The sequence below is a fragment of the Nocardioides sp. Soil796 genome, from assembly GCF_001429525.1.
In the GTDB taxonomy this organism is placed as follows: Bacteria; Actinomycetota; Actinomycetes; order Propionibacteriales; family Nocardioidaceae; genus Nocardioides.
On the sequence record NZ_LMSQ01000020.1, the window covers coordinates 333,736 to 351,096 of the forward strand.

Genomic DNA, 17,361 nt, shown 5'->3' on the forward strand with positions numbered 1-17,361 from the left:
CCGGCCGAGCTCCGGGGGCGACGCGGCGAGGCCGCCCGAACGTGGCGGAAGTTGCTTGGTATGTCCTACCGTCGAGTGATGAGACTCTCGGACCTCACTCGCACCAAGCACGTCGACGACGTCATCCACCAGAACGAGGCAGACCCCGAGGACGAGCACGCAGGCCACCTCAAGCAGGACCTCACGGCCCGTGACCTGATCGGGTTCGGCATCGGCATCGTGATCGGGACCGGCATCTTCACCCTGACCGGCCTGCAGGCCAAGGAGAACGCCGGCCCGGCGGTGGTGATCAGCTTCCTGATCGCCGGCTTCGTCAGCCTGCTGGCCGCCCTCTGCTACGCCGAGCTGGCCGCGGCGGTGCCGACCGCGGGCAGCTCCTACACCTACGCCTACACGACGATCGGCGAGATCTTCGCCTGGATCATCGCGTGGGACCTCATCCTCGAGTTCGCCCTCGGTGCCGCGGTGGTGGCCCGCGGTTGGTCCGGCTACGTCGCCGGGGTCTTCGACCTCCCGCAGAAGTGGTTCGGCGAGGAGGGCTCGGTCATCAACGTCGGCGCGATCGCGATCACCCTCGTGCTCGGGTACGTCGCGATCCGCGGCATCCGCGAGTCCAAGTGGGTGACCAACGGGCTGGTCGCGATCAAGGTCATCGTCTGCCTCTTCGTGATCGCGGCGGGCTTCTTCTACGTCAAGACCGACAACCTGACCCCGTTCATCCCGAAGTCCCGGCCCGGCGACAGCGACTCCGGCTCCCTGACCGCCCCGCTGTGGCAGTTCGTCACCGGCATCGAGCCCTCGACGTACGGCGTCGCCGGCGTGTTCGTCGCCGCGGCCGTGGTCTTCTTCGCCTACAGCGGCTTCGAGGCGGTGGCCAACCTCGGCGAGGAGACCAAGAAGCCCGAGCGCGACATGCCGATGGGCCTGCTCGGCACCCTCGGCATCTGCACCCTGCTGTACGTCGGCGTGTGCCTGGTGCTGACCGGCATGGTCAGCTACAAGAACCTGTCCGAGGGTGACGCCGTCGCCGACGTGTTCGACCAGGTCGGCCTGGCCTGGGCCGGGATTCTCGTCGGCATCGCGGCCGTCGCCGGCCTCTGCTCGGTGATCCTGGTGGACCTCGTCGCGATGGGCCGGATCGGGTTCGCGATCGCCCGCGACGGCCTGCTGCCACCCGTGTTCAGCCGGGTGCACCCGACGTGGGGCACCCCGGTGCTGATGACGTCGCTGACGGTGGGCGCGGTGGCCCTTCTCGGCGGCCTGATCCCGATCTCGGTCCTGGCCGAGATGGTCAGCATCGGCACCCTGTTCGCGTTCGTCGTGGTCTCGGTCGCGGTCGCCGTACTGCGCCGTACCCAGCCGGAGATGAAGCGACCGTTCCGCACGCCGCTGGTGCCGCTCGTGCCGATCGCGTCCGTGGTGTGCTGCGTCGGGCTGATGGCCAGCCTCGCGGTCGAGACCTGGTTGCGCTTCCTGGTCTGGCTGCTCCTCGGCTTCGTGGTCTATGCGTTCTACGGGTTCCGGCACTCCCGGGTCGGCAAGCGAGCCAAGGCCGAGGCCGAGGAGGCGACCGCGTGAGCATCGTCGTCGGCTTCGGTCCCGATGTCCGCAGCACGGCGGGCCTCCGCCTGGCCGGGCAGCTCGCCCGTTCCACCGGCCTGCCGCTCGTGCTGTGCTGCGTGGTGCACGACGCCTTCGACACACCCGGTCTGCGCGACGCCCACCACGTCGACGCGGAGTGGCGCGCGCACCTGCAGAGCTCGGCGAAGGAGGCGATCGCCGCGGCCCGCGAGGTGCTGCCCGCGGAGGTCACCGCCGAGACCGTCGTGCGCACCGGTCGCTCGGTGCCGCAGGTGCTGCGTGACGAGGGCGCCCGCCGCCACGCCGAGCTCCTGGTCGCCGGGTCGGCGACAGTCGGTGGAGTCGGCCGGATCTCGCTGGGCAGCACGACCGACCGCCTCGTGCACAGCTCGGCGGTGCCGGTGGCGCTGGCGCCCCGCGGCTACCAGGACGACGGCGACGTACGCCGGGTGGTGCTCGCGGTCGAGCCGACCCGCGGCGACGTGGCCCTCGCGGACCAGGTCGCCGCCTTCGCCGGACACCTGGGCGTCGAGGTGGAGATCGTGACGTTCCTGGTGCGTCAGCGCTCGGCCAACGCCGCGTTCGTGTCGAGCGGTGTGGTCCGCGCATGGAGGGAGGAGGTCGCCCAGGCGCACCGTGAGATCGCCGACCGACTGCGGGCGCGCGACGTGACAGTGGCCGGAACCCGCATTGCCGAGGCCGAGAGCTGGTCCGACACGGTCCGCGTGCCGGAGTGGCAGCAGGGTGACCTGCTCGTCATCGGCTCCAGCCAGCACGGGCCGATGGCGAGCGTGTTCCTGGGCTCCACCGCCGCGCGCATCCTGCGCCACTCACCGGTGCCCGTGATCGTGCTTCCCCGCCTGCGCGGCCGGGCCGACCAGTAGGCCGGGTCAGCGGGGCCAGACCGGGTCGACGTCCACCGTCGCCGATCGGGGGTCGCGCGGCCGCTGGGCGAAGTAGGTCGTCCCCGCCTCGGCGGCGTCGAGGAACAGCGGGTCCTTGACGACCGCTGCCATCTCGTCGGCGGTGAACGCGATCTGTGCGTTCTCGTCGGGGTGAGCGAACATCCCCCACTCGAGGAAGAAGTTGTCGCCGAGCACGATCACCGCTGCCCCATGACCCACGGGAGCATCCGGGTCGGACTCGTCGTTCGACGAGTGGTTGCCGAGCGCGGAGAATTCGCGGTCGGCCAGGTAGACCAGCTTGCCCCCACCGGTCGTGCCGTCCGCACAGTCGACGATCTCCCACGTGAAGTTGGCCTCGGCGGCGACTTCACGGAGGCCGTCGCAGCCGCCGTACCCGGGTTGGTGTGAGCGCGCGCCTTCGTAGCCCTGGATCCCGATGCCCGAGTCGAAGCGAGGATTGTCGCCGCGCGTGCGGAGAACGGTGATCCCGTCACGCCGGTGCACCTGGTCGACGCCGTCGAAGCGCTTCGGCAGCAGGGCGTCGAAGGTGGCATCGAGGACGTCGTTCCACTCCTTCTCGGTGACCTTGCCGTCGGCGCGGGCATCGGCGATGACCGCCGTCGCGGTGTCACGCAGGTCGGGGGCGGTGGCCGGATCGACGGCCACGCTCTGGTCCCGGTCATCGGAACCAGGTGCCGGGTCGTTCGTGCCGACCACATGGCCACCGACCGCGAGGGCCGCCACACTCAGCACGGCCACGCCGGTGCTCACCCGACGTCGGCGCAGCCGCCGTTCGCCCGCCGACCGGGCCCGGGCCACGACGTCGGTCGGGGCGAGGGTGTCGAGCTCGTGCGCGATCCGCTCGCGCAAGTTTTCAGGTGACGTCATCGGAGGTCCTCTCTCACACGGGTCGGCACGTCCGGCGCGGCTGCCCCGGCGTGCTCCTCGAAGCCCTCACCCAGGAGGTCCCGCAGCCGGGCGAGCCCGCGGCTCGCGGTCGACTTCACGTTCCCGGTGCTGGTGCCCAGCAGCTCGGCGGTGCGCTCCACACTGAGGTCCTCCCAGTAGCGCAGCACCACCACCGCCCGCATCCGGTCCGGCAGCGCGGCCAGCGCGTCGAGCACGGTCAGCGAGCGCGACGGGTCCCTGTCGGGAACCGCGCCGTCACCGAGTCGGTGCAGCTCCCGCTCGCGGTCACCGCGCTTCTTGGTGCGCAGGAACTCGCGCAACAGGGTGCGATAGGCGTACGGCGCGGGGTCCTTGATGCGCGGCCAGGCGACGTACAACGCGGTGAGCGTGCTCTGCACCAGGTCCTCGGCGCCGGCACGGTCACCGGCGAGCAGGTAGGCCTGCCGGAAGAGTCGCTGTTGCGACTCCTGCGCAAAGGCGGTGTAGCCCTCGCGGGCGGCACTCCTCGTGCTCCCGAACATCGGTCTCCTCGTGGGTCGGTCTTCATCATGGTTCGAGACGCGACCCCGGCAAAGGGTTGCTTCAGGACCGCCGATTCGTGGCGAGAAGCTCGTCGAGGTCTTCGGGCCAGTCCAGCGTCCCGAGTCGATCCCGCGCCGCGAGCGCGGTGACGTAGACCTCCACGTCGCGCAGGTCCGGCGTGACTCGAGGGCGCAGCCGGTCGAGGACCGGGACCACCTCGTCGCGCCACCACGCTGCCGCGAGGTCGGAGACCGTGGCCGGCCCGCACCTGCTGCCGCGTGTGCGATGCGCCCACGCCTCGGCCGAGTCCGCCAGCCGGGCCCAGTCGGCGGGGGCGTCGAGCCACAGGTCACGGCGTACGTCGTCGGGCAGCGGCACGCGCTCCAGGAACCTGCGTTCGGCCGCCTTGCTGGGCAGGTGTGACCTGCGCAGGCAGCACATCGCGTAGGCGACCGTGCAGACTCGGGTGACCCTCGCCGGCAGGCTGTCCCAGCCCAGGGTCTTGGCCGCCGAGACGCGGTGGTGCCCGTCGCGCACGAAGTAGAGCTCGCCCAGCTGGACCAGGTCGACCGGCCCCAGGGGCTCACCGGCACGAAGCATCGCGGCCAGCCCGTCCCGCCGGCCGCGCAACGCCGGGTTGGTGAGACCGAAGTCCTCGTCGAAGTCCTGGGCGCGTGCCGCACTGCCGACCACCGCGTCGAGCGGGACGATGCCCTCGTGTCGCCCCATCGTCCCGGCATCGCCCAAGGCGTCCAGGGCGTCGTACAGCGGGATCAGGGTCGTCATCCGCCTGCGCCACCTCAGCTGTCCCATCGCGCTCCCCGTCCGGGCCGGTGGTGCCTGGCCGCGGAGTCGGCGGGCACCCGACGACCGTGCCGGATGGCATGACCGGCGTCCACGCCGGCCGCGAACTCGCGCACCCACCTGTTGAGCAGTCGCATCCTCGGTCCCATCACTCCTCCTTGGTACACTGATCTGTGAAGTTGCTTCCACCCTAAGTACACAGATCTGTGAATGCCAGGAGATTCGGAGAATGCCCGCCACCCCCACGGTCGACCTCGACTCACTGACGCCGGGTGCCCGGAGAATCCTCGACACCGCCTCGACCCTCTTCTACGAGCAGGGCATCCACGCCGTCGGCGTGGACACCATCGCCGCCGAGTCCGGGGTCACGAAGCGGACTCTCTACGACCGGTTCGGCTCCAAGGACGCCCTGGTGGCGGCCTACCTCCAGTCACGGGACCGTCGCTGGCGCTCGATGATCGCCACCCGCCTCGACGAGGGCGGCGCTGACCCCGTCTCCCGCGTCCTGGTGCCGTTCGACGTGCTCCCGCTCTGGCTGGACGAGTGCGCTCGCGGGTGCAGCTTCATCAACGCCTTCGGAGAGCTGCACGACGCCGACCACCCCGGCCGCGACTTGATCGTGGAGGAGAAGACCTGGCTGCTCGACCACTTCCGGACGACCCTCACCCACGCAGGGATCGCGGAACCCGAACCACTCGCCGTCCAGCTGCTGAGCCTGCACGAGGGTGCGATCGTCGCCTACTCCATCGCCGGTGCCGCCGGCGCCGCGGAAGCCGCGCACGCCGCGGCCCGGAGCCTGGTCGAGCTGGCGCTCGTGGGTCAGGGCACGAGGTAGGCACTGTCGCGGGCGTCGGTGATCGCCATGTGGCCGGGCGCGTGCCCGATCGCGAAGGGCGGTCGCGACGCCATGACGGCCGCCTGCGGGGTGACGCCGCAGGCCCAGAAGACCGGCACCTCCCCGGCGCGGATCTCCACCGGGTCGCCGAAGTCGGGCGCGTCGAGGTCGGTGATGCCGAGAGCGGCCGGATCGCCCACGTGGACCGGCGCCCCGTGCACGGAGGGATAGCGCGACGTCACCCGCACCGCGGTCGCCACCTGAGCGGCCGGGACCGGCCGCATCGAGACCACCATCGGCCCCGACAGGCTGCCGGCCGGGCGGCAGTCGACCGAGGTTCGGTACATCGGCACGTTGCGGCCCTGCTCGATGTGCCGCACCGGTACGCCGGCCTCACCGAGGGCCGCCTCGAACGTGAACGAGCAGCCGATCAGGAACGCGACCAGGTCGTCGCGCCAGAACTCGGTGGCGTCGTCGACCTCGGCAACCGGCTCGCCGTGCTCGTAGACGACGTACGCCGGCAGGTCGGTGCGCAGATCGCCGGCGAAGAGCGGGCTGCTGGACGCACCCACCTCCGTCACGTCGAGCACCGGGCAGGGCTTCGGGTTGCGCTGCGCGAAGAGCAGGAAGTCATAGGCCAGGTCGCGCGGCAACGCGATCAGGTTGGCCTGGGTCCAGCCGGCGCTCCAGCCGGAGGTCGGCACCCGGAGCCCGCCGCGGAACAGGGCGCGCGCCGCCTCCGGGGAGAGGGACGCCGGCTGTTCGGGAAGGACCGGGGCGGGCAGATCAGAGGTCATCGAAGTCTCCTCCAGGGACGGTCGTGCGGGTGAACCTGACGCGCTGCCCGGGGCGGGCCTGCGCAGCGAGCGGCAGGTCGGCGGCGACCACCACGGCGATCACCGGGTAGCCGCCGGTGACCGGGTGGTCGGCGAGGAAGAGGGTGGGCTGGCCCGACGGCGGCACCTGGAGGGCGCCGCGCACCATGCCCTCGCTGGAGAGCTCGCCGTCGACAGCACGCTCGAGCGGTTCCCCGGACAGGCGCATGCCGATCCGGTTGCTCTCGGCGGTGACCTCGTAGGAGCCGCCGACCAGGGCGGCGAGGGCCTCGTCGGTGAACCAGTCAGCCCGCGGGCCGGGCACGACGCGGAGCACGACCTCGTCGTCGGACGGCGGGCAGACCGGCGCCAGGTCGACGTCCGGCAGCTCGCCGGTCGGGGTGCCGACGGGCAACGTGACACCCTCGGCCAGCGGGTCCGGACCGACCCCGGCGAGCGCGTCGGTCGAGCGTGAGCCCAGCACCGGTGGCACGTCGAAGCCGCCGCGCACCGCGAGGTAGCTGCGCAGCCCGCTGGTCGGTACGCCGAGGCGCAGCGTGGCGCCGTCGGGCATCCAGATCACGGAGTTCGCGGCCACCTGGCGACCGTCGAGCGTCATCGGGCACGGTGCCCCGGTCAACGCGACGTAGGTGCCGCCGCCGCGGGCCGCCACTTCGAGCCCGCCGAACGTGACCTCGATGGCCGCGGCCTCCGCGGGGTTGCCGAGAAGCCGGTTCGCCAACCCGAAGGCGTGCGTGTCGGCGGCTCCGGACTGCCCGACGCCGAGGGCGGCCAGGCCGGGGCGGCCGAGATCCTGAAGGGTGGCCAACGGACCCGGCGTGATGACTTCGAGGGTGCACATCATTTCACGCTTCCACGAAGCGCACGCGGATGCCCGGGGAGAGCAGGGCCGGCGGGTCACGGTCGAGGTCCCACGCCTGGACCGGTGTGTGCCCGATCAACTGCCAGCCGCCCGGCGACTCGCGCGGGTAGACGCCGGTGAACTCGCCGGCCAGGGCCACGGCGCCGGCCGGCACCTTCGTGCGGGGCGTGCTGCGGCGCGGCACCTCGAGCCTGTCGTCGGTGCCGACGAGGTAGCCGAAGCCGGGAGCGAAGCCGCAGAACGCGACGGTCCACTCCTGGCTGGTGTGGGCCTCGATCACGCCGCGCTCGCCGAGCCCGGTGAGGCGGGCCACCTCGGCCAGGTCCTCGCCGTCGTAGGTGACCGGCACCTCGACGTGGCCGGCGTCGGGCCGGGTGCCGCTGCGCGGGTCGGCGGCGAGGACGGCGCGGGCGACCCGGCGCAGGTCGGTGCGCTGCGGGTCGATGCGCAGCAGGAGGGTGCGGGCCGCGGGCACCAGGTCGACCACTCCCTCGGGTGGTGCGTCCACCAGCTCGGCGTACAACGCGAGCACCTCGTCGAGGTCGGCCAGCTCGACGAGGACGCCCTGGTCGGCACAGGGCAGCAGCTTCACGAGCCCGGCCCGTCGACGAACGGCGCGATACGCACACCGGCCTCGTCGAGGCGGCGGCGTACGTCGGTCGCCATCGCCACCGCACCGGGGCTGTCTCCGTGCACGCACAGGGATCCGGGTCGCACCTCGACGACGGAGCCGTCGACGGCCTCGACCTCGTGGCGGGTGACCATGCGCTCGCAGCGCTGTGCCACCTCGGTCGGGTCGTGCAGCACCGCCCCGGGCTCGCGGCGCGAGACCAGCGTGCCCACGGGGGTGTAGGCGCGGTCCGCGAACGCCTCGGGCACCGTGGTGAGTCCGGCCTCGTCGGCCAGGCGCAGCCACGCCGACCCGGGCAGGCCGAGCACCGGCAGGGACGGGTCGTAGCGGCGTACGGCGTCGACGACCGCGGCCGCCTGCTCCTCGTGGTGCACGATCGCGTTGTAGAGCGCGCCGTGCGGCTTGACGTAGCGCACGCTCGTGCCGGCAACACGGGCGAAGGCCTCCAACGCGCCGATCTGGTAGAGCACGTCGTTGGTCAGCTCGTCGGGCGCCACGTCGATGAAGCGTCGGCCGAACCCGGCCAGGTCGCGGTAGCCGACCTGGGCGCCGATCACGACGCCGCGGTCGGCGGCCGCCTGGCAGGTACGCCGCAGCACGGTCGGGTCTCCGGCGTGGAAGCCGCAGGCCACATTGGCGCTGCTGACCAGGTCGAGCAGCGCGTCGTCGTCGCCGAGGGTCCACTGGCCGAAGCTCTCACCGAGGTCGGCGTTGAGGTCGATCGTCAGGTCAGTCATCTCGGTCACCACAGGTCCTTGATCCCGCCCAGCGACTCCCAGCCGAGGTAGATCGTCAGCATCCAGACGAGCACGCCGGCCGCCAGCAGCCACTTCGGGTAGTGGTAGCCACCCAGCAGGTCCCCGGAACGCCGGAAGGCAACCCACAGGATGACGGCCAGGCCGACCGGCAGGATCAGGCCGTTGAGGGCACCGGCGAGGACGAGGAGCGTGACCGGCGCCTTGCCGAGGGCCAGGAACGCGACCGCGCAGGCCGCGATGAACGCGACGACGGCGTAGTTGCGATTCTTGCTCGAGCCCCTGAAGGCACCGGAGAAGAACGACACGGAGGTGTAGGACGCGCCGACCACCGAGGTGATGCTGGCTGCCCACAGGATCACGCCGAAGACACGGACACCGACGTCGCCCATCACGTGCTCGAACGCGGACGCCGTCGGGTTGGCGTCGGACAGTGCCACGCCACCGGAGACCACGCCGAGGATGGCCAGGAAGAGCAGCGCCCGCATGACGCCGGTGACCAGGATGCCGGTGACCGATCCGCGGCTGATCATCCGGATGCTGTCGGTCCCGGTGATCCCGGAGTCGACCAGGCGGTGCGCCCCGGCGTACGTGATGTAGCCGCCGACGGTGCCGCCGATGAGCGTGGTGATGATCAGGAAGTCGACGTCGTCGGGGAGGACGGTCTGCTTGAGTGCCTCACCCGCGGGCGGGTCGGAGGCGATCGCGGCGTAGAGCACCATGCCGATCATCAGCACGCCGAGCACCACGACGATGCGGTCCATGGCGACGCCGGCGCGGCGGCTGAGGAAGATGCCGATCGCGATGATCGCGGAGATGGTGCCGCCGATCTTCACGTCGAGGCCGAACATCGCGTTCATGCCCAGAGCGGTGCCGCCGATGTTGCCGATGTTGAAGATCAGGCCGCCGAGGAACACGAGGACGGCCAGGAACCAGCCGGCGCCGGGGATGACCTTGTTGGCGAGGTCCTGGGCGTGCATCCCGGCGATGCCGATGACGCGCCACACGTTCAGCTGGACCGCGATGTCGACGACGATGGACAGCAGGATCGCAAACGCGAACGCCGCGCCGAGCTGCTGGGTGAAGACCGTGGTCTGCGTGATGAAGCCGGGGCCGATCGCGCTGGTGGCCATCAGGAACATGGCGCCGAGGAGGGCACCGCGTCCCGCCCGTGCGGCCACCGGGTTCGGTGGGGTGGTCGTCGTGCCGTTGTCCATGGAACTCGCCTTGCTGTCGGGGTCCGGTCTGACCTGTTCGCTGCCCTCGGGCTGTGCTCGTGGAGATGGGGGTCACACCAGAATGAGGGATTGTTGAACAATTCGTCAATACCCCCATCTGTCTAGACTGTCCGCGTGACGACGAACGAGCGGGGAATCGGGTGGGTCGAGGAGCTCGGTGCCGAGCGCGCCTCACTGGGGCGGGCCAGCACCGCGCGCCGGGTCGCCGACGTGCTGCGGACCCGGATCACCGAGGGTCGACTGCCCCCCGGAACCCGTCTCTCCGAGGAGGACATCGGCGCAGCGCTCGGGGTCTCGCGCAACACCCTGCGTGAGTCGTTCCGGCTGCTCGCCCACGAGCGCCTGCTGGTCCACGAGTTCAACCGCGGCGTCTTCGTCCGCAAGCTCGACGCCGACGACGTGCGCGACCTCTACGCGTTCCGGCGGATCCTCGAGTGCGGCGCGCTGCGTCACGCGACCCGCACCGAGGAGGCCGTACGCCGTACCGCCGTCGAGGCCGTGCGCCGAGCGGTCGAAGACGGAGAATCCTCAGCCACACAAGGGAACTGGGTCGACGTCGGCACCGCCAACATGGCCTTCCACCAGGCGATCGCACTGTTCGCGCAGAGCCCGCGGGTGGACGAGGCGATGCGCCACGTGCTCGCCGAGCTGCGCCTGGTCTTCCACGTCATGGCGGCGCCGCAGACCTTCCACGAGCCCTACCTCACCGACAACCGCCGCATCCTGGGCCACCTCGCCGACGGCGAGTTCGAGGCCGCGGCGCAGGCCCTGGCCGCCTACCTCGACGCGGCCGAGTCCCAGCTGGTCGCCGTCTTCGACTGATCACTCCTCACTCGACGTGAGTGAGTTGCGGGCAGCCCGAGATGAGCAAGCTGTTCATTTCAACCTGCAGTTCGCCCGGGTCCAGGGCACGGCACCGCTCAGCGGCCGCCCCAGAGGCGTGAACTGACTGTTGAAATGAACAGGAGGCTCGCGCTGAGCGAGCTGGACGACCTGACCCGGACGCGAGTGCGGCATCGGTCAGGAATCGAGAAGCACCGCCCGCGGGGCGCGCCTAGCGTTGCGGGCATGACTTCCATCGACACCTTCACCCTCGAGGTCGACGACCTCGCCACCGCCACCGACTTCTACGACGCCGCGTTCGGACTCTCCGGACCCGGCAGCCTGCTGCAGCTGCGCGCCACCGACGCCGCGACCTCCGGGTTCCGCGGCTTCACGCTGTCCCTCATCACCTCCCAGCCCGCCGACGTGGACGCCCTGGCCGAGACCGCGATCGAGGCCGGCGCCGAGGTGCTCAAGCCGGTCGCCAAGTCGTTCTGGGGGTACGGCGGCGTGCTCCGCGCCCCCGACGGGACGATCTGGCAGATCGCCTCCTCGTCGAAGAAGAACCACGGCCCTGCGACCCGCAGGATCGACTCCGTCGTGCTGCTGATCGGCGCCGACGACGTGCTGGCGAGCAAGAGATTCTACGAGGAGCAGGGCCTGGAGGTGGCGAAGAGCTTCGGCCGCAAGTACGTCGAGTTCGAGGCCGGTGCCGGGCGCGTGACGCTGGCCCTCAACGGCCGCAAGGCGCTGGCCAAGGTGGCAGGTGTGCCACTCGAGGGCGAGGGCTCGCACCGCGTCGTGATCGGCACTGCTGCGGGTGCGTTCACCGACCCCGACGGCTTCACGTGGGAGTCGGTGCCCGTCGACGTACCGCGCCGGCCCGTCAACGGCTGACCGTGTGCCACCCCGCGTGGCAGCGTGCCCTCGCCGACGCCCACGCGCTCACGACCGTGGGCAGCTCAGGCGTGCTGGTCGAGCCAGGCGATCACGTCGGCGGTGACCTCGTCGCGGTTGGTCTCGTTGAAGATCTCGTGGCGCGCGTCGTCGTACACCCGGACGGTCACGTCGCCCAGCCCGGCGTCGCGGTAGCGCTGCCCGAGCAGCTGGACCAGGTCGCCTCCGCCGGCCAACGGGTCCGCGCTGCCGGAGGCGATCAGGATCGGCAGGTCGCCGCGCACGGCTGACGGGTCGGCGAGCCGCGCGGCCGGACCGAACAGGGCGGGAACCGTCTCCTCGGGCAGGTCGAAGCCGGACAGCGGGTCGGCCACGTAGGCGTCGACCTCGGCCTCGTCGCGGGAGAGCCACTCGTACCCGGTGCGGTTCTCGAAGGCGGCGTTGAACGCCTCCAGGCCGACCGGTCCCTCCGACTGGGCCAGCCCGGCCGCGAGCACGTCGAGCGCGGTCGAGCCCGACAGCACCACGCCGGCGTACTGCGCACCGTGCTCGAGGATCGCGGCCTGGGCGGCGAACGACCCCATCGAGTGGGCGACCAGGAAGAGAGGCAGGTCCGGGTGGTCCTCGCGCAGCCGGGCGCCGTACGCCGCCAGGTCGGTGATCAGGCCGTCGAAGCCGGCCGCACCGAAGTCGCCCGGCACGTCGGTGACCGACTTGCCATGGCCCCGGTGGTCGAGGCCGCGCACAAGGTAGCCGGCGGAGTTGAGCGCGGTGGCGAGCCGGTCGTAGCGGGCCAGGTGCTCGGCGACACCGTGCGCGAGCTGGACCACGCCGCGGGGTTGCGCCGCGTCGTTCCAGGCGTAGGTCGCCAGCGCGATCCCGTCGACGGGCGATGTGAAGGTGGAGCGCTCGAAGGTCATGGCTGATCCGTTCTCTGCAGGGGTGGGACGGGACGGGTCACTGGGACCTCAGCGCGGCTTGGGGCCCTCGAGCTCCACGACGTCGAGCTCACCGGCTGCGTGCTGAGCGCGGATCACCTTCTTGTCGAACTTGCCCACGCTGGTCTTGGGCACCTCGGCGATGAAGGCCCAGTGCTCGGGCAGCTGCCACTTGGCGAACCGGTCGGCGAGCGAGGCGCGCAGGGCCTCGGCGTCGGCGCCAGCACCCTCCTTCAGCACCACGGCGACCAACGGGCGCTCGTCCCAGGCGGTGTCGGGCACCCCGATGACCGCGGCCTCGAGCACGTCCTCGTGTGACATCACCGCGTTCTCGAGGTCGACCGACGAGATCCACTCGCCGCCCGACTTGATCACGTCCTTCGAGCGGTCGACGAGGGTGAGGTAGCCGTCGGGGGTGATCCTGCCGACGTCACCAGTGCGCAACCAGCCGTCGTGGAACTTCTCCGGGTCGACGGTCCGGCCGTCGGGTGAGTAGTAGGAGCCGGCGATCCACGGCCCCTTCACCTCGAGCTCGCCGAGGCTCTCGCCGTCGTGCGGCACGATGTTGCCGGCGTCGTCGATCAGCCGCGCCTGCACCGACGCGGCGAACTGGCCCTGACTGATCCGGTAGGGCCAGGCTTCCTCGGCGGTCGCCTTCGCGGGCGGGTGGGCCACCGAGCCCAGCGGCGAGGTCTCGGTCATCCCCCACGCGTGGAGGATCGGGACGCCGTGCTTCTCGTCGAATTCCTTCATCATCGCCGGCGGCACCGCGGAGCCACCGACGATCACCTCGCGCAGGTGGGTGATGTCCTGCGGGTGGACGGCGAGCTGGCCGAGCACGCCGGTCCAGATGGTCGGTACGGCGGCGGCGAAGGTCGGCTTCTCGACCGCCATCATCTCGAGCAGCGGCTCGGGCTGGAGGAACCGGTCGGGCATCAGCAACGAGGCGCCGCACATCAGGGCGGCGTACGGGATGCCCCAGGCGTTGGCGTGGAACATCGGCACGATCGCCAGCACGTTGTCGCGCTGCGAGAGGGCCATCCCGTCGGTGGTGCAGACGTGCATCGAGTGGAGCACGCTCGAGCGGTGGGAGTAGGCCACGCCCTTGGGTTCGCCCGTGGTGCCCGAGGTGTAGCACATGGCCGCGGCCAGGCGTTCGTCGACGACCGGGAAGTCGAACTCCTCGGAGTGCGCCGCCAGCAGGTCGTCGTACGCATGGACCGTGACGCCGGCGGGAGCCTCGAGGGCACTCGCGTCGCCGTTGGCCACGATCACGTGCTGCACCGACCTCAGGCCCGGCAACAGGGGTCCGAAGAGCGGCAGCAGCGAGCCGTCGACGATGACCACCTTGTCCTCGGCATGGTTGGCCACGAAGGTGAGCTGCTCGGGGAACAGGCGGATGTTGAGGGCGTGCAGCACCGAGCCCATCGCCGGAATCGCGTTGTAGGCAACGAAGTGCTCGTTGTTGTTCCACATGAACGTGCCGACCCGGTCGGTCTGCTCGACCCCGAGTCCGCGCAGCGCGTTCGCCAGCCGACCGGCCTGGCGGCCGACTTCCCCGAAGGTCATCCGGCGCACCTCGGACCCGGTCCAGGTGGCGACCTCGGCGTCCGCCTTCGACGTCATCGCGTGGCGGAGGATGGTGGCCAGGGACAGGGGCTCGTCCTGCATCGTGCTCAACATGGGCCATCATGGCCACACTTCCCGCTCGAGCGCACCACCCTCCGGGAGGAAATGTGCAGCCTTCGGGGAGCTGGTCAGCCCGCAGGGCTCGACGAGGGTCGCTTCGGCAGGCGCACGCGGAACACCGTCCGGCCCGGTTCCGACTCGATCGTGATCTCGCCGCCGTGGCGTTCGACGACGATCCGGCGCGAGAGGTCCAGGCCCAGGCCGGTCCCCTGCCCGACGTCCTTGGTGGTGAAGAACGGCTCGAACGCGTGCGCCTGCACGTCGTCGGGCATCCCCGGGCCGGAGTCGACGATCTCGACGACCACTCCCTCACCCTGTGCGCGCGTCGACACCCGCAACGTGCCGACGCCCTCCATCGCGTCCACCGCGTTGTCGATCAGGTTGGTCCACACCTGGTTCAGCTCCGCCGCGGTCGCCTCGATCTGGGGTACGTCGGAGCCGTAGTCGCGCACGACGGTGATGCCACCCAGCTTGTGGCCCAGCATCACCAGGGTGCTCTCCAGTCCCTCGGTCAGGTCCATCCGCTGGACCGAGGCCCGGTCGAGCTGGGAGTAGGTGCGCACCGCGGCCACCAGCTCCGAGATGCGCCGCGTCGACTCCTTCACCTCCGAGAGGAGTGCCGAGGTGGAGAGCGAGCTGGCCACCCACCCGAGTCCCGCGGCCAGCGGGCCACCCTCGAGCACGACAGCCACCCGGTCGCACCACGCCACGTCGACGCCGGCGGCGGCGAGGTGGGAGGCGACCTCCCACTCCCGTTCGACGCCGTGCGCGGCGAGCCAGTCGGAGAGCGCGTCCTCGCGATCGGCCACGGCCAGGGGATCGGCGACGGCCGGCGGCGGTTCGATCTCGCGGCGCAACGTGTCGAGCTCCACGAACTGGCCGGCGGTGATCGGTCCCTCCGCGAGCCGGGTCAGCGAGGACAACAGCTCCTCGCAGGTCTCCGCGAGGGCGTCGACCGCGCGGGTGGCGGCGGAGGCCGGGTTGTTGATCTCGTGCGCCAACCCGGCCGCGAGCGTGCCGAGGGCGACCAGCGCCTCACGCTGGCGGGTGCGCGACTCGATGCTGCGCACGGTGTTCATCAGTCCGCTGATCATGTGGACCCCGAACGGGAACCAGGCGTCGGCGAGCCCACGGAGCCGGTCCGCCGGCACCCGGAGCAACCGTCCCGCGGTGTCCCCGCGACCCGTGGCGGTGTAGATGCCGTGCGGGTCCCAGGCCTGGAACCCGCCGGCCCATTGGCCGGGGGTCGCCATCCTGCCCATCAGGGTCTCCTCGTGGCCGACGTGACGGGTCAGCGTGAGGGAGCCCTCGAGGAGCACCCACCAGTCGGCGGCCGGGCGGGCCTCGCGGAACAGCTCCTCCCCGACCCCGAAGCCGACCTCGTCTCCGGCATCCAGCAGCTGACGGAGCTGGTCGTCATCCAGCCCGTCGAAAAGTGCGATGGCCCGCACGGCGTCGAAGCTCATGTCGTCGCCAGGTAGCGGTGGACCAGGTAGACCGACATGGCGCCCTCACCCACGGCGGAGGCGACCCGCTTCATCGAGTCCAGGCGCACGTCACCGGCGGCGAACACTCCGGGCACGCTCGTCTCCAGGGCGTACGGCGACCGCAGCAACGGCCACTGCCCGGCGTGGGCAGAGGCGAGCAGCTCCTGCCCGGTCAGCACGAATCCCTTGTCGTCACGTGCCACGGAGTCGCCGAGCCACGCGGTGTGCGGCACCGCGCCGATGAAGACGAAGAGCCACGACGTCGACACCTCCGTCGTCGTCCCACGGGCCCGGTCGGCCAGGGTGATCGCCTCGAGGTGGCCGTCGCCACGGGCCGCCACCACCTCGGTGCCCAGCTGCACCTCGACGTTCTCCGCGCCACGGATCCGGGCGACGAGATACTGCGACATCGTGTGCTCCAGAGCATCACCGCGCACCACGAGCACGACCCGCTTGGCGTAGCGGGCCAGGTTGAGCACCGCCTGACCGGCGGAGTTGGCCGCGCCCACGACGTACACCTCCTCGCCGGCGCACTCGACCGCCTCGCTCGCGGTCGCCCCGTAGCGGGCACCGTGCAGGCCGAGCCCGTCGAGGCCCTCCGCCTCGAGCCGGCGGTAGGAGACGCCCGTGGCGACCAGCAGCGACCGCGCCTCGATCTCGCCGGAGTCGAACAGCACCGCCCGGACCGGGCCGCGTGTCTCGAAGCCCACCACGTCACGCGCCAGCACCATCTCCGCACCGAACCGCGACGCCTGGGCCACCGCCCGGTGGGTGAGGTCGGCACCGGTCAGGCCCTTCGGGAAGCCGAGGTAGTTCTCGATCGCCGCGCTCTGGCCGGCCTGCCCACCCGGGGCGTCCCGCTCGACCACGACGGTGCTCAGGCCCTCCGAGGCCGCGTAGACCGCCGCCGCCAGGCCGGCGGGCCCGCCGCCGACGATGCACAGGTCGTAGAGCGGCTGCTCGGCCCTCGTGCGCAGGCCGAGCGCTTCGGCCAGGTCCAGGGTGGTCGGCGTGCGCAGGGTGTCGTGGTCGGGAACCAGCACGAGGGGCAGGTCGGCGGCTCCGCCACCAGCGAGGGCGAGGAGCTTGCGGGCCTCGTCCTCGCGCTCGATGTCCAGCCACCGGTAGGGAACATGGTTGCGGGCCAGGAAGGTCTTGAGCTCGTGGCTGCGGTCGGACCACCGGTGCCCCACGACCCGCACGGTCGCGGCGTCGTCGGGGTGGTCGCTGCTCCAGTCGTCGAGCAGGTCGTCGACCACCGGGTAGAGGTGCTCCGCTGGCGGGTCCCACGGCTTGAGCAGGTAGTAGTCCAGCCCGATGTCGTTGATCGCCTTGATCGCCACGTCCGTGTCGGCGTACGCCGTGAGCAGGAGCAGCTTGGTGTCGGGCGTGAGGAGCCGCACCTGCTCGAGGAGCTCGATGCCGGTCATGCCGGGCATCCGCTGGTCGGAGGCGACCAGCGCCACCGGCCGGGCCCGCAGGGCCAGCTCGGTCATGGTGGTCAGCGCCTCGGAGCCGGACGTGGCCCGGATGATCGTGTAGTCGCCGCCGTAGCGCGTGCGCATGTCCCGCGCGATGGCGCGGGAGACCCCCGGGTCGTCGTCAACCGCAAGGATTGCGGGTTTCGCCATCGCAGCACCCCTCCAGGAC

At 71.3% G+C, this 17,361-nt stretch carries 18 protein-coding genes; 5 read left to right on the forward strand and 13 right to left on the reverse strand.

What is annotated here, in order from left to right; translation table 11 throughout:
• Nucleotides 1-78: 78 nt before the first annotated feature.
• On the forward strand, nt 79-1,578 hold the full coding sequence (locus tag ASH02_RS22700; RefSeq protein ID WP_057295488.1) for an APC family permease: 1,500 nt from the start codon (nt 79-81) through the stop codon (nt 1,576-1,578).
• Nucleotides 1,575-2,465 (forward strand): universal stress protein, encoded by an 891-nt coding sequence (locus ASH02_RS22705; RefSeq protein ID WP_057295489.1) that lies wholly within the window; start codon nt 1,575-1,577, stop codon nt 2,463-2,465. Before ASH02_RS22700 ends, ASH02_RS22705 begins: the two co-directional genes overlap by 4 nt.
• Before the next feature lie 6 nt (nt 2,466-2,471).
• On the opposite strand, the gene ASH02_RS22710 is transcribed toward ASH02_RS22705, so the two are convergent.
• The 4 genes from ASH02_RS22710 to ASH02_RS26280 form a co-directional block, all read right to left on the reverse strand.
• Nucleotides 2,472-3,374, reverse strand: coding sequence for a hypothetical protein (locus ASH02_RS22710; RefSeq protein WP_156409838.1), 903 nt, complete (start codon nt 3,372-3,374; stop codon nt 2,472-2,474).
• Complete coding sequence (locus tag ASH02_RS22715; protein ID WP_056683776.1) at nt 3,371-3,916, reverse strand: SigE family RNA polymerase sigma factor; 546 nt, start codon at nt 3,914-3,916, stop codon at nt 3,371-3,373. Before ASH02_RS22715 ends, ASH02_RS22710 begins: the two co-directional genes overlap by 4 nt.
• 61 nt (nt 3,917-3,977) lie before the next feature.
• Entirely contained in the window at nt 3,978-4,703 is a 726-nt protein-coding gene (locus ASH02_RS22720; protein WP_057295491.1) for a ParB N-terminal domain-containing protein, read from the reverse strand.
• Between the two features lie 14 nt (nt 4,704-4,717).
• Nucleotides 4,718-4,870, reverse strand: a complete 153-nt coding sequence (locus ASH02_RS26280) for a hypothetical protein (RefSeq protein WP_156388754.1) — start codon at nt 4,868-4,870, stop codon at nt 4,718-4,720.
• A gap of 80 nt (nt 4,871-4,950) precedes the next feature.
• On the opposite strand from ASH02_RS26280, the gene ASH02_RS22725 reads away from it, so the two are divergent.
• The gene (locus ASH02_RS22725) at nt 4,951-5,556 is read left to right on the forward strand and encodes a TetR/AcrR family transcriptional regulator (protein WP_057295492.1); all 606 of its coding nucleotides are present in this window, start codon (nt 4,951-4,953) and stop codon (nt 5,554-5,556) included.
• Here ASH02_RS22725 and ASH02_RS22730 read toward each other — a convergent pair.
• Genes ASH02_RS22730 through ASH02_RS22750 form a run of 5 tightly spaced genes read right to left on the reverse strand, consistent with a single transcriptional unit; the run spans nt 5,541 to nt 9,857 of the window.
• Nucleotides 5,541-6,353: a putative hydro-lyase gene (locus ASH02_RS22730; protein WP_057295493.1), complete on the reverse strand. Its 813-nt coding sequence runs from the start codon at nt 6,351-6,353 to the stop codon at nt 5,541-5,543. The two genes, ASH02_RS22725 and ASH02_RS22730, sit on opposite strands and share 16 nt — an antisense overlap.
• Entirely contained in the window at nt 6,343-7,233 is an 891-nt protein-coding gene (locus ASH02_RS22735) for a biotin-dependent carboxyltransferase family protein (RefSeq protein ID WP_057295518.1), read from the reverse strand. The genes ASH02_RS22730 and ASH02_RS22735 overlap by 11 nt, the downstream gene beginning before the upstream one ends.
• 4 nt (nt 7,234-7,237) lie before the next feature.
• Nucleotides 7,238-7,846: a 5-oxoprolinase subunit PxpB gene (gene pxpB / locus ASH02_RS22740; RefSeq protein ID WP_057295494.1), complete on the reverse strand. Its 609-nt coding sequence runs from the start codon at nt 7,844-7,846 to the stop codon at nt 7,238-7,240.
• Nucleotides 7,843-8,622 (reverse strand): LamB/YcsF family protein, encoded by a 780-nt coding sequence (locus ASH02_RS22745; protein ID WP_057295519.1) that lies wholly within the window; start codon nt 8,620-8,622, stop codon nt 7,843-7,845. The genes pxpB and ASH02_RS22745 overlap by 4 nt, the downstream gene beginning before the upstream one ends.
• 5 nt (nt 8,623-8,627) lie before the next feature.
• Nucleotides 8,628-9,857: an NRAMP family divalent metal transporter gene (locus ASH02_RS22750; RefSeq protein WP_057295495.1), complete on the reverse strand. Its 1,230-nt coding sequence runs from the start codon at nt 9,855-9,857 to the stop codon at nt 8,628-8,630.
• A gap of 135 nt (nt 9,858-9,992) precedes the next feature.
• Between ASH02_RS22750 and ASH02_RS22755 the strand changes: the two genes are divergently transcribed.
• Nucleotides 9,993-10,700 (forward strand): GntR family transcriptional regulator, encoded by a 708-nt coding sequence (locus tag ASH02_RS22755; RefSeq protein ID WP_057295496.1) that lies wholly within the window; start codon nt 9,993-9,995, stop codon nt 10,698-10,700.
• A gap of 246 nt (nt 10,701-10,946) precedes the next feature.
• Nucleotides 10,947-11,597, forward strand: a complete 651-nt coding sequence (locus ASH02_RS22760) for a glyoxalase (protein WP_057295497.1) — start codon at nt 10,947-10,949, stop codon at nt 11,595-11,597.
• Between the two features lie 65 nt (nt 11,598-11,662).
• On the opposite strand, the gene ASH02_RS22765 is transcribed toward ASH02_RS22760, so the two are convergent.
• From ASH02_RS22765 to ASH02_RS22780, 4 genes are all read right to left on the reverse strand, one after another.
• Nucleotides 11,663-12,517: an alpha/beta fold hydrolase gene (locus ASH02_RS22765; RefSeq protein ID WP_057295498.1), complete on the reverse strand. Its 855-nt coding sequence runs from the start codon at nt 12,515-12,517 to the stop codon at nt 11,663-11,665.
• Between the two features lie 48 nt (nt 12,518-12,565).
• Nucleotides 12,566-14,218: a long-chain fatty acid--CoA ligase gene (locus ASH02_RS22770; RefSeq protein ID WP_056891656.1), complete on the reverse strand. Its 1,653-nt coding sequence runs from the start codon at nt 14,216-14,218 to the stop codon at nt 12,566-12,568.
• Nucleotides 14,219-14,292: 74 nt separating this feature from the next.
• A complete protein-coding gene (locus tag ASH02_RS22775; RefSeq protein ID WP_057295499.1) occupies nt 14,293-15,690 on the reverse strand; it encodes a sensor histidine kinase in 1,398 nt (465 codons plus the stop codon).
• Nucleotides 15,687-17,342, reverse strand: coding sequence for an FAD-dependent oxidoreductase (locus tag ASH02_RS22780; RefSeq protein ID WP_057295500.1), 1,656 nt, complete (start codon nt 17,340-17,342; stop codon nt 15,687-15,689). The genes ASH02_RS22775 and ASH02_RS22780 overlap by 4 nt, the downstream gene beginning before the upstream one ends.
• Nucleotides 17,343-17,361 lie beyond the last annotated feature (19 nt).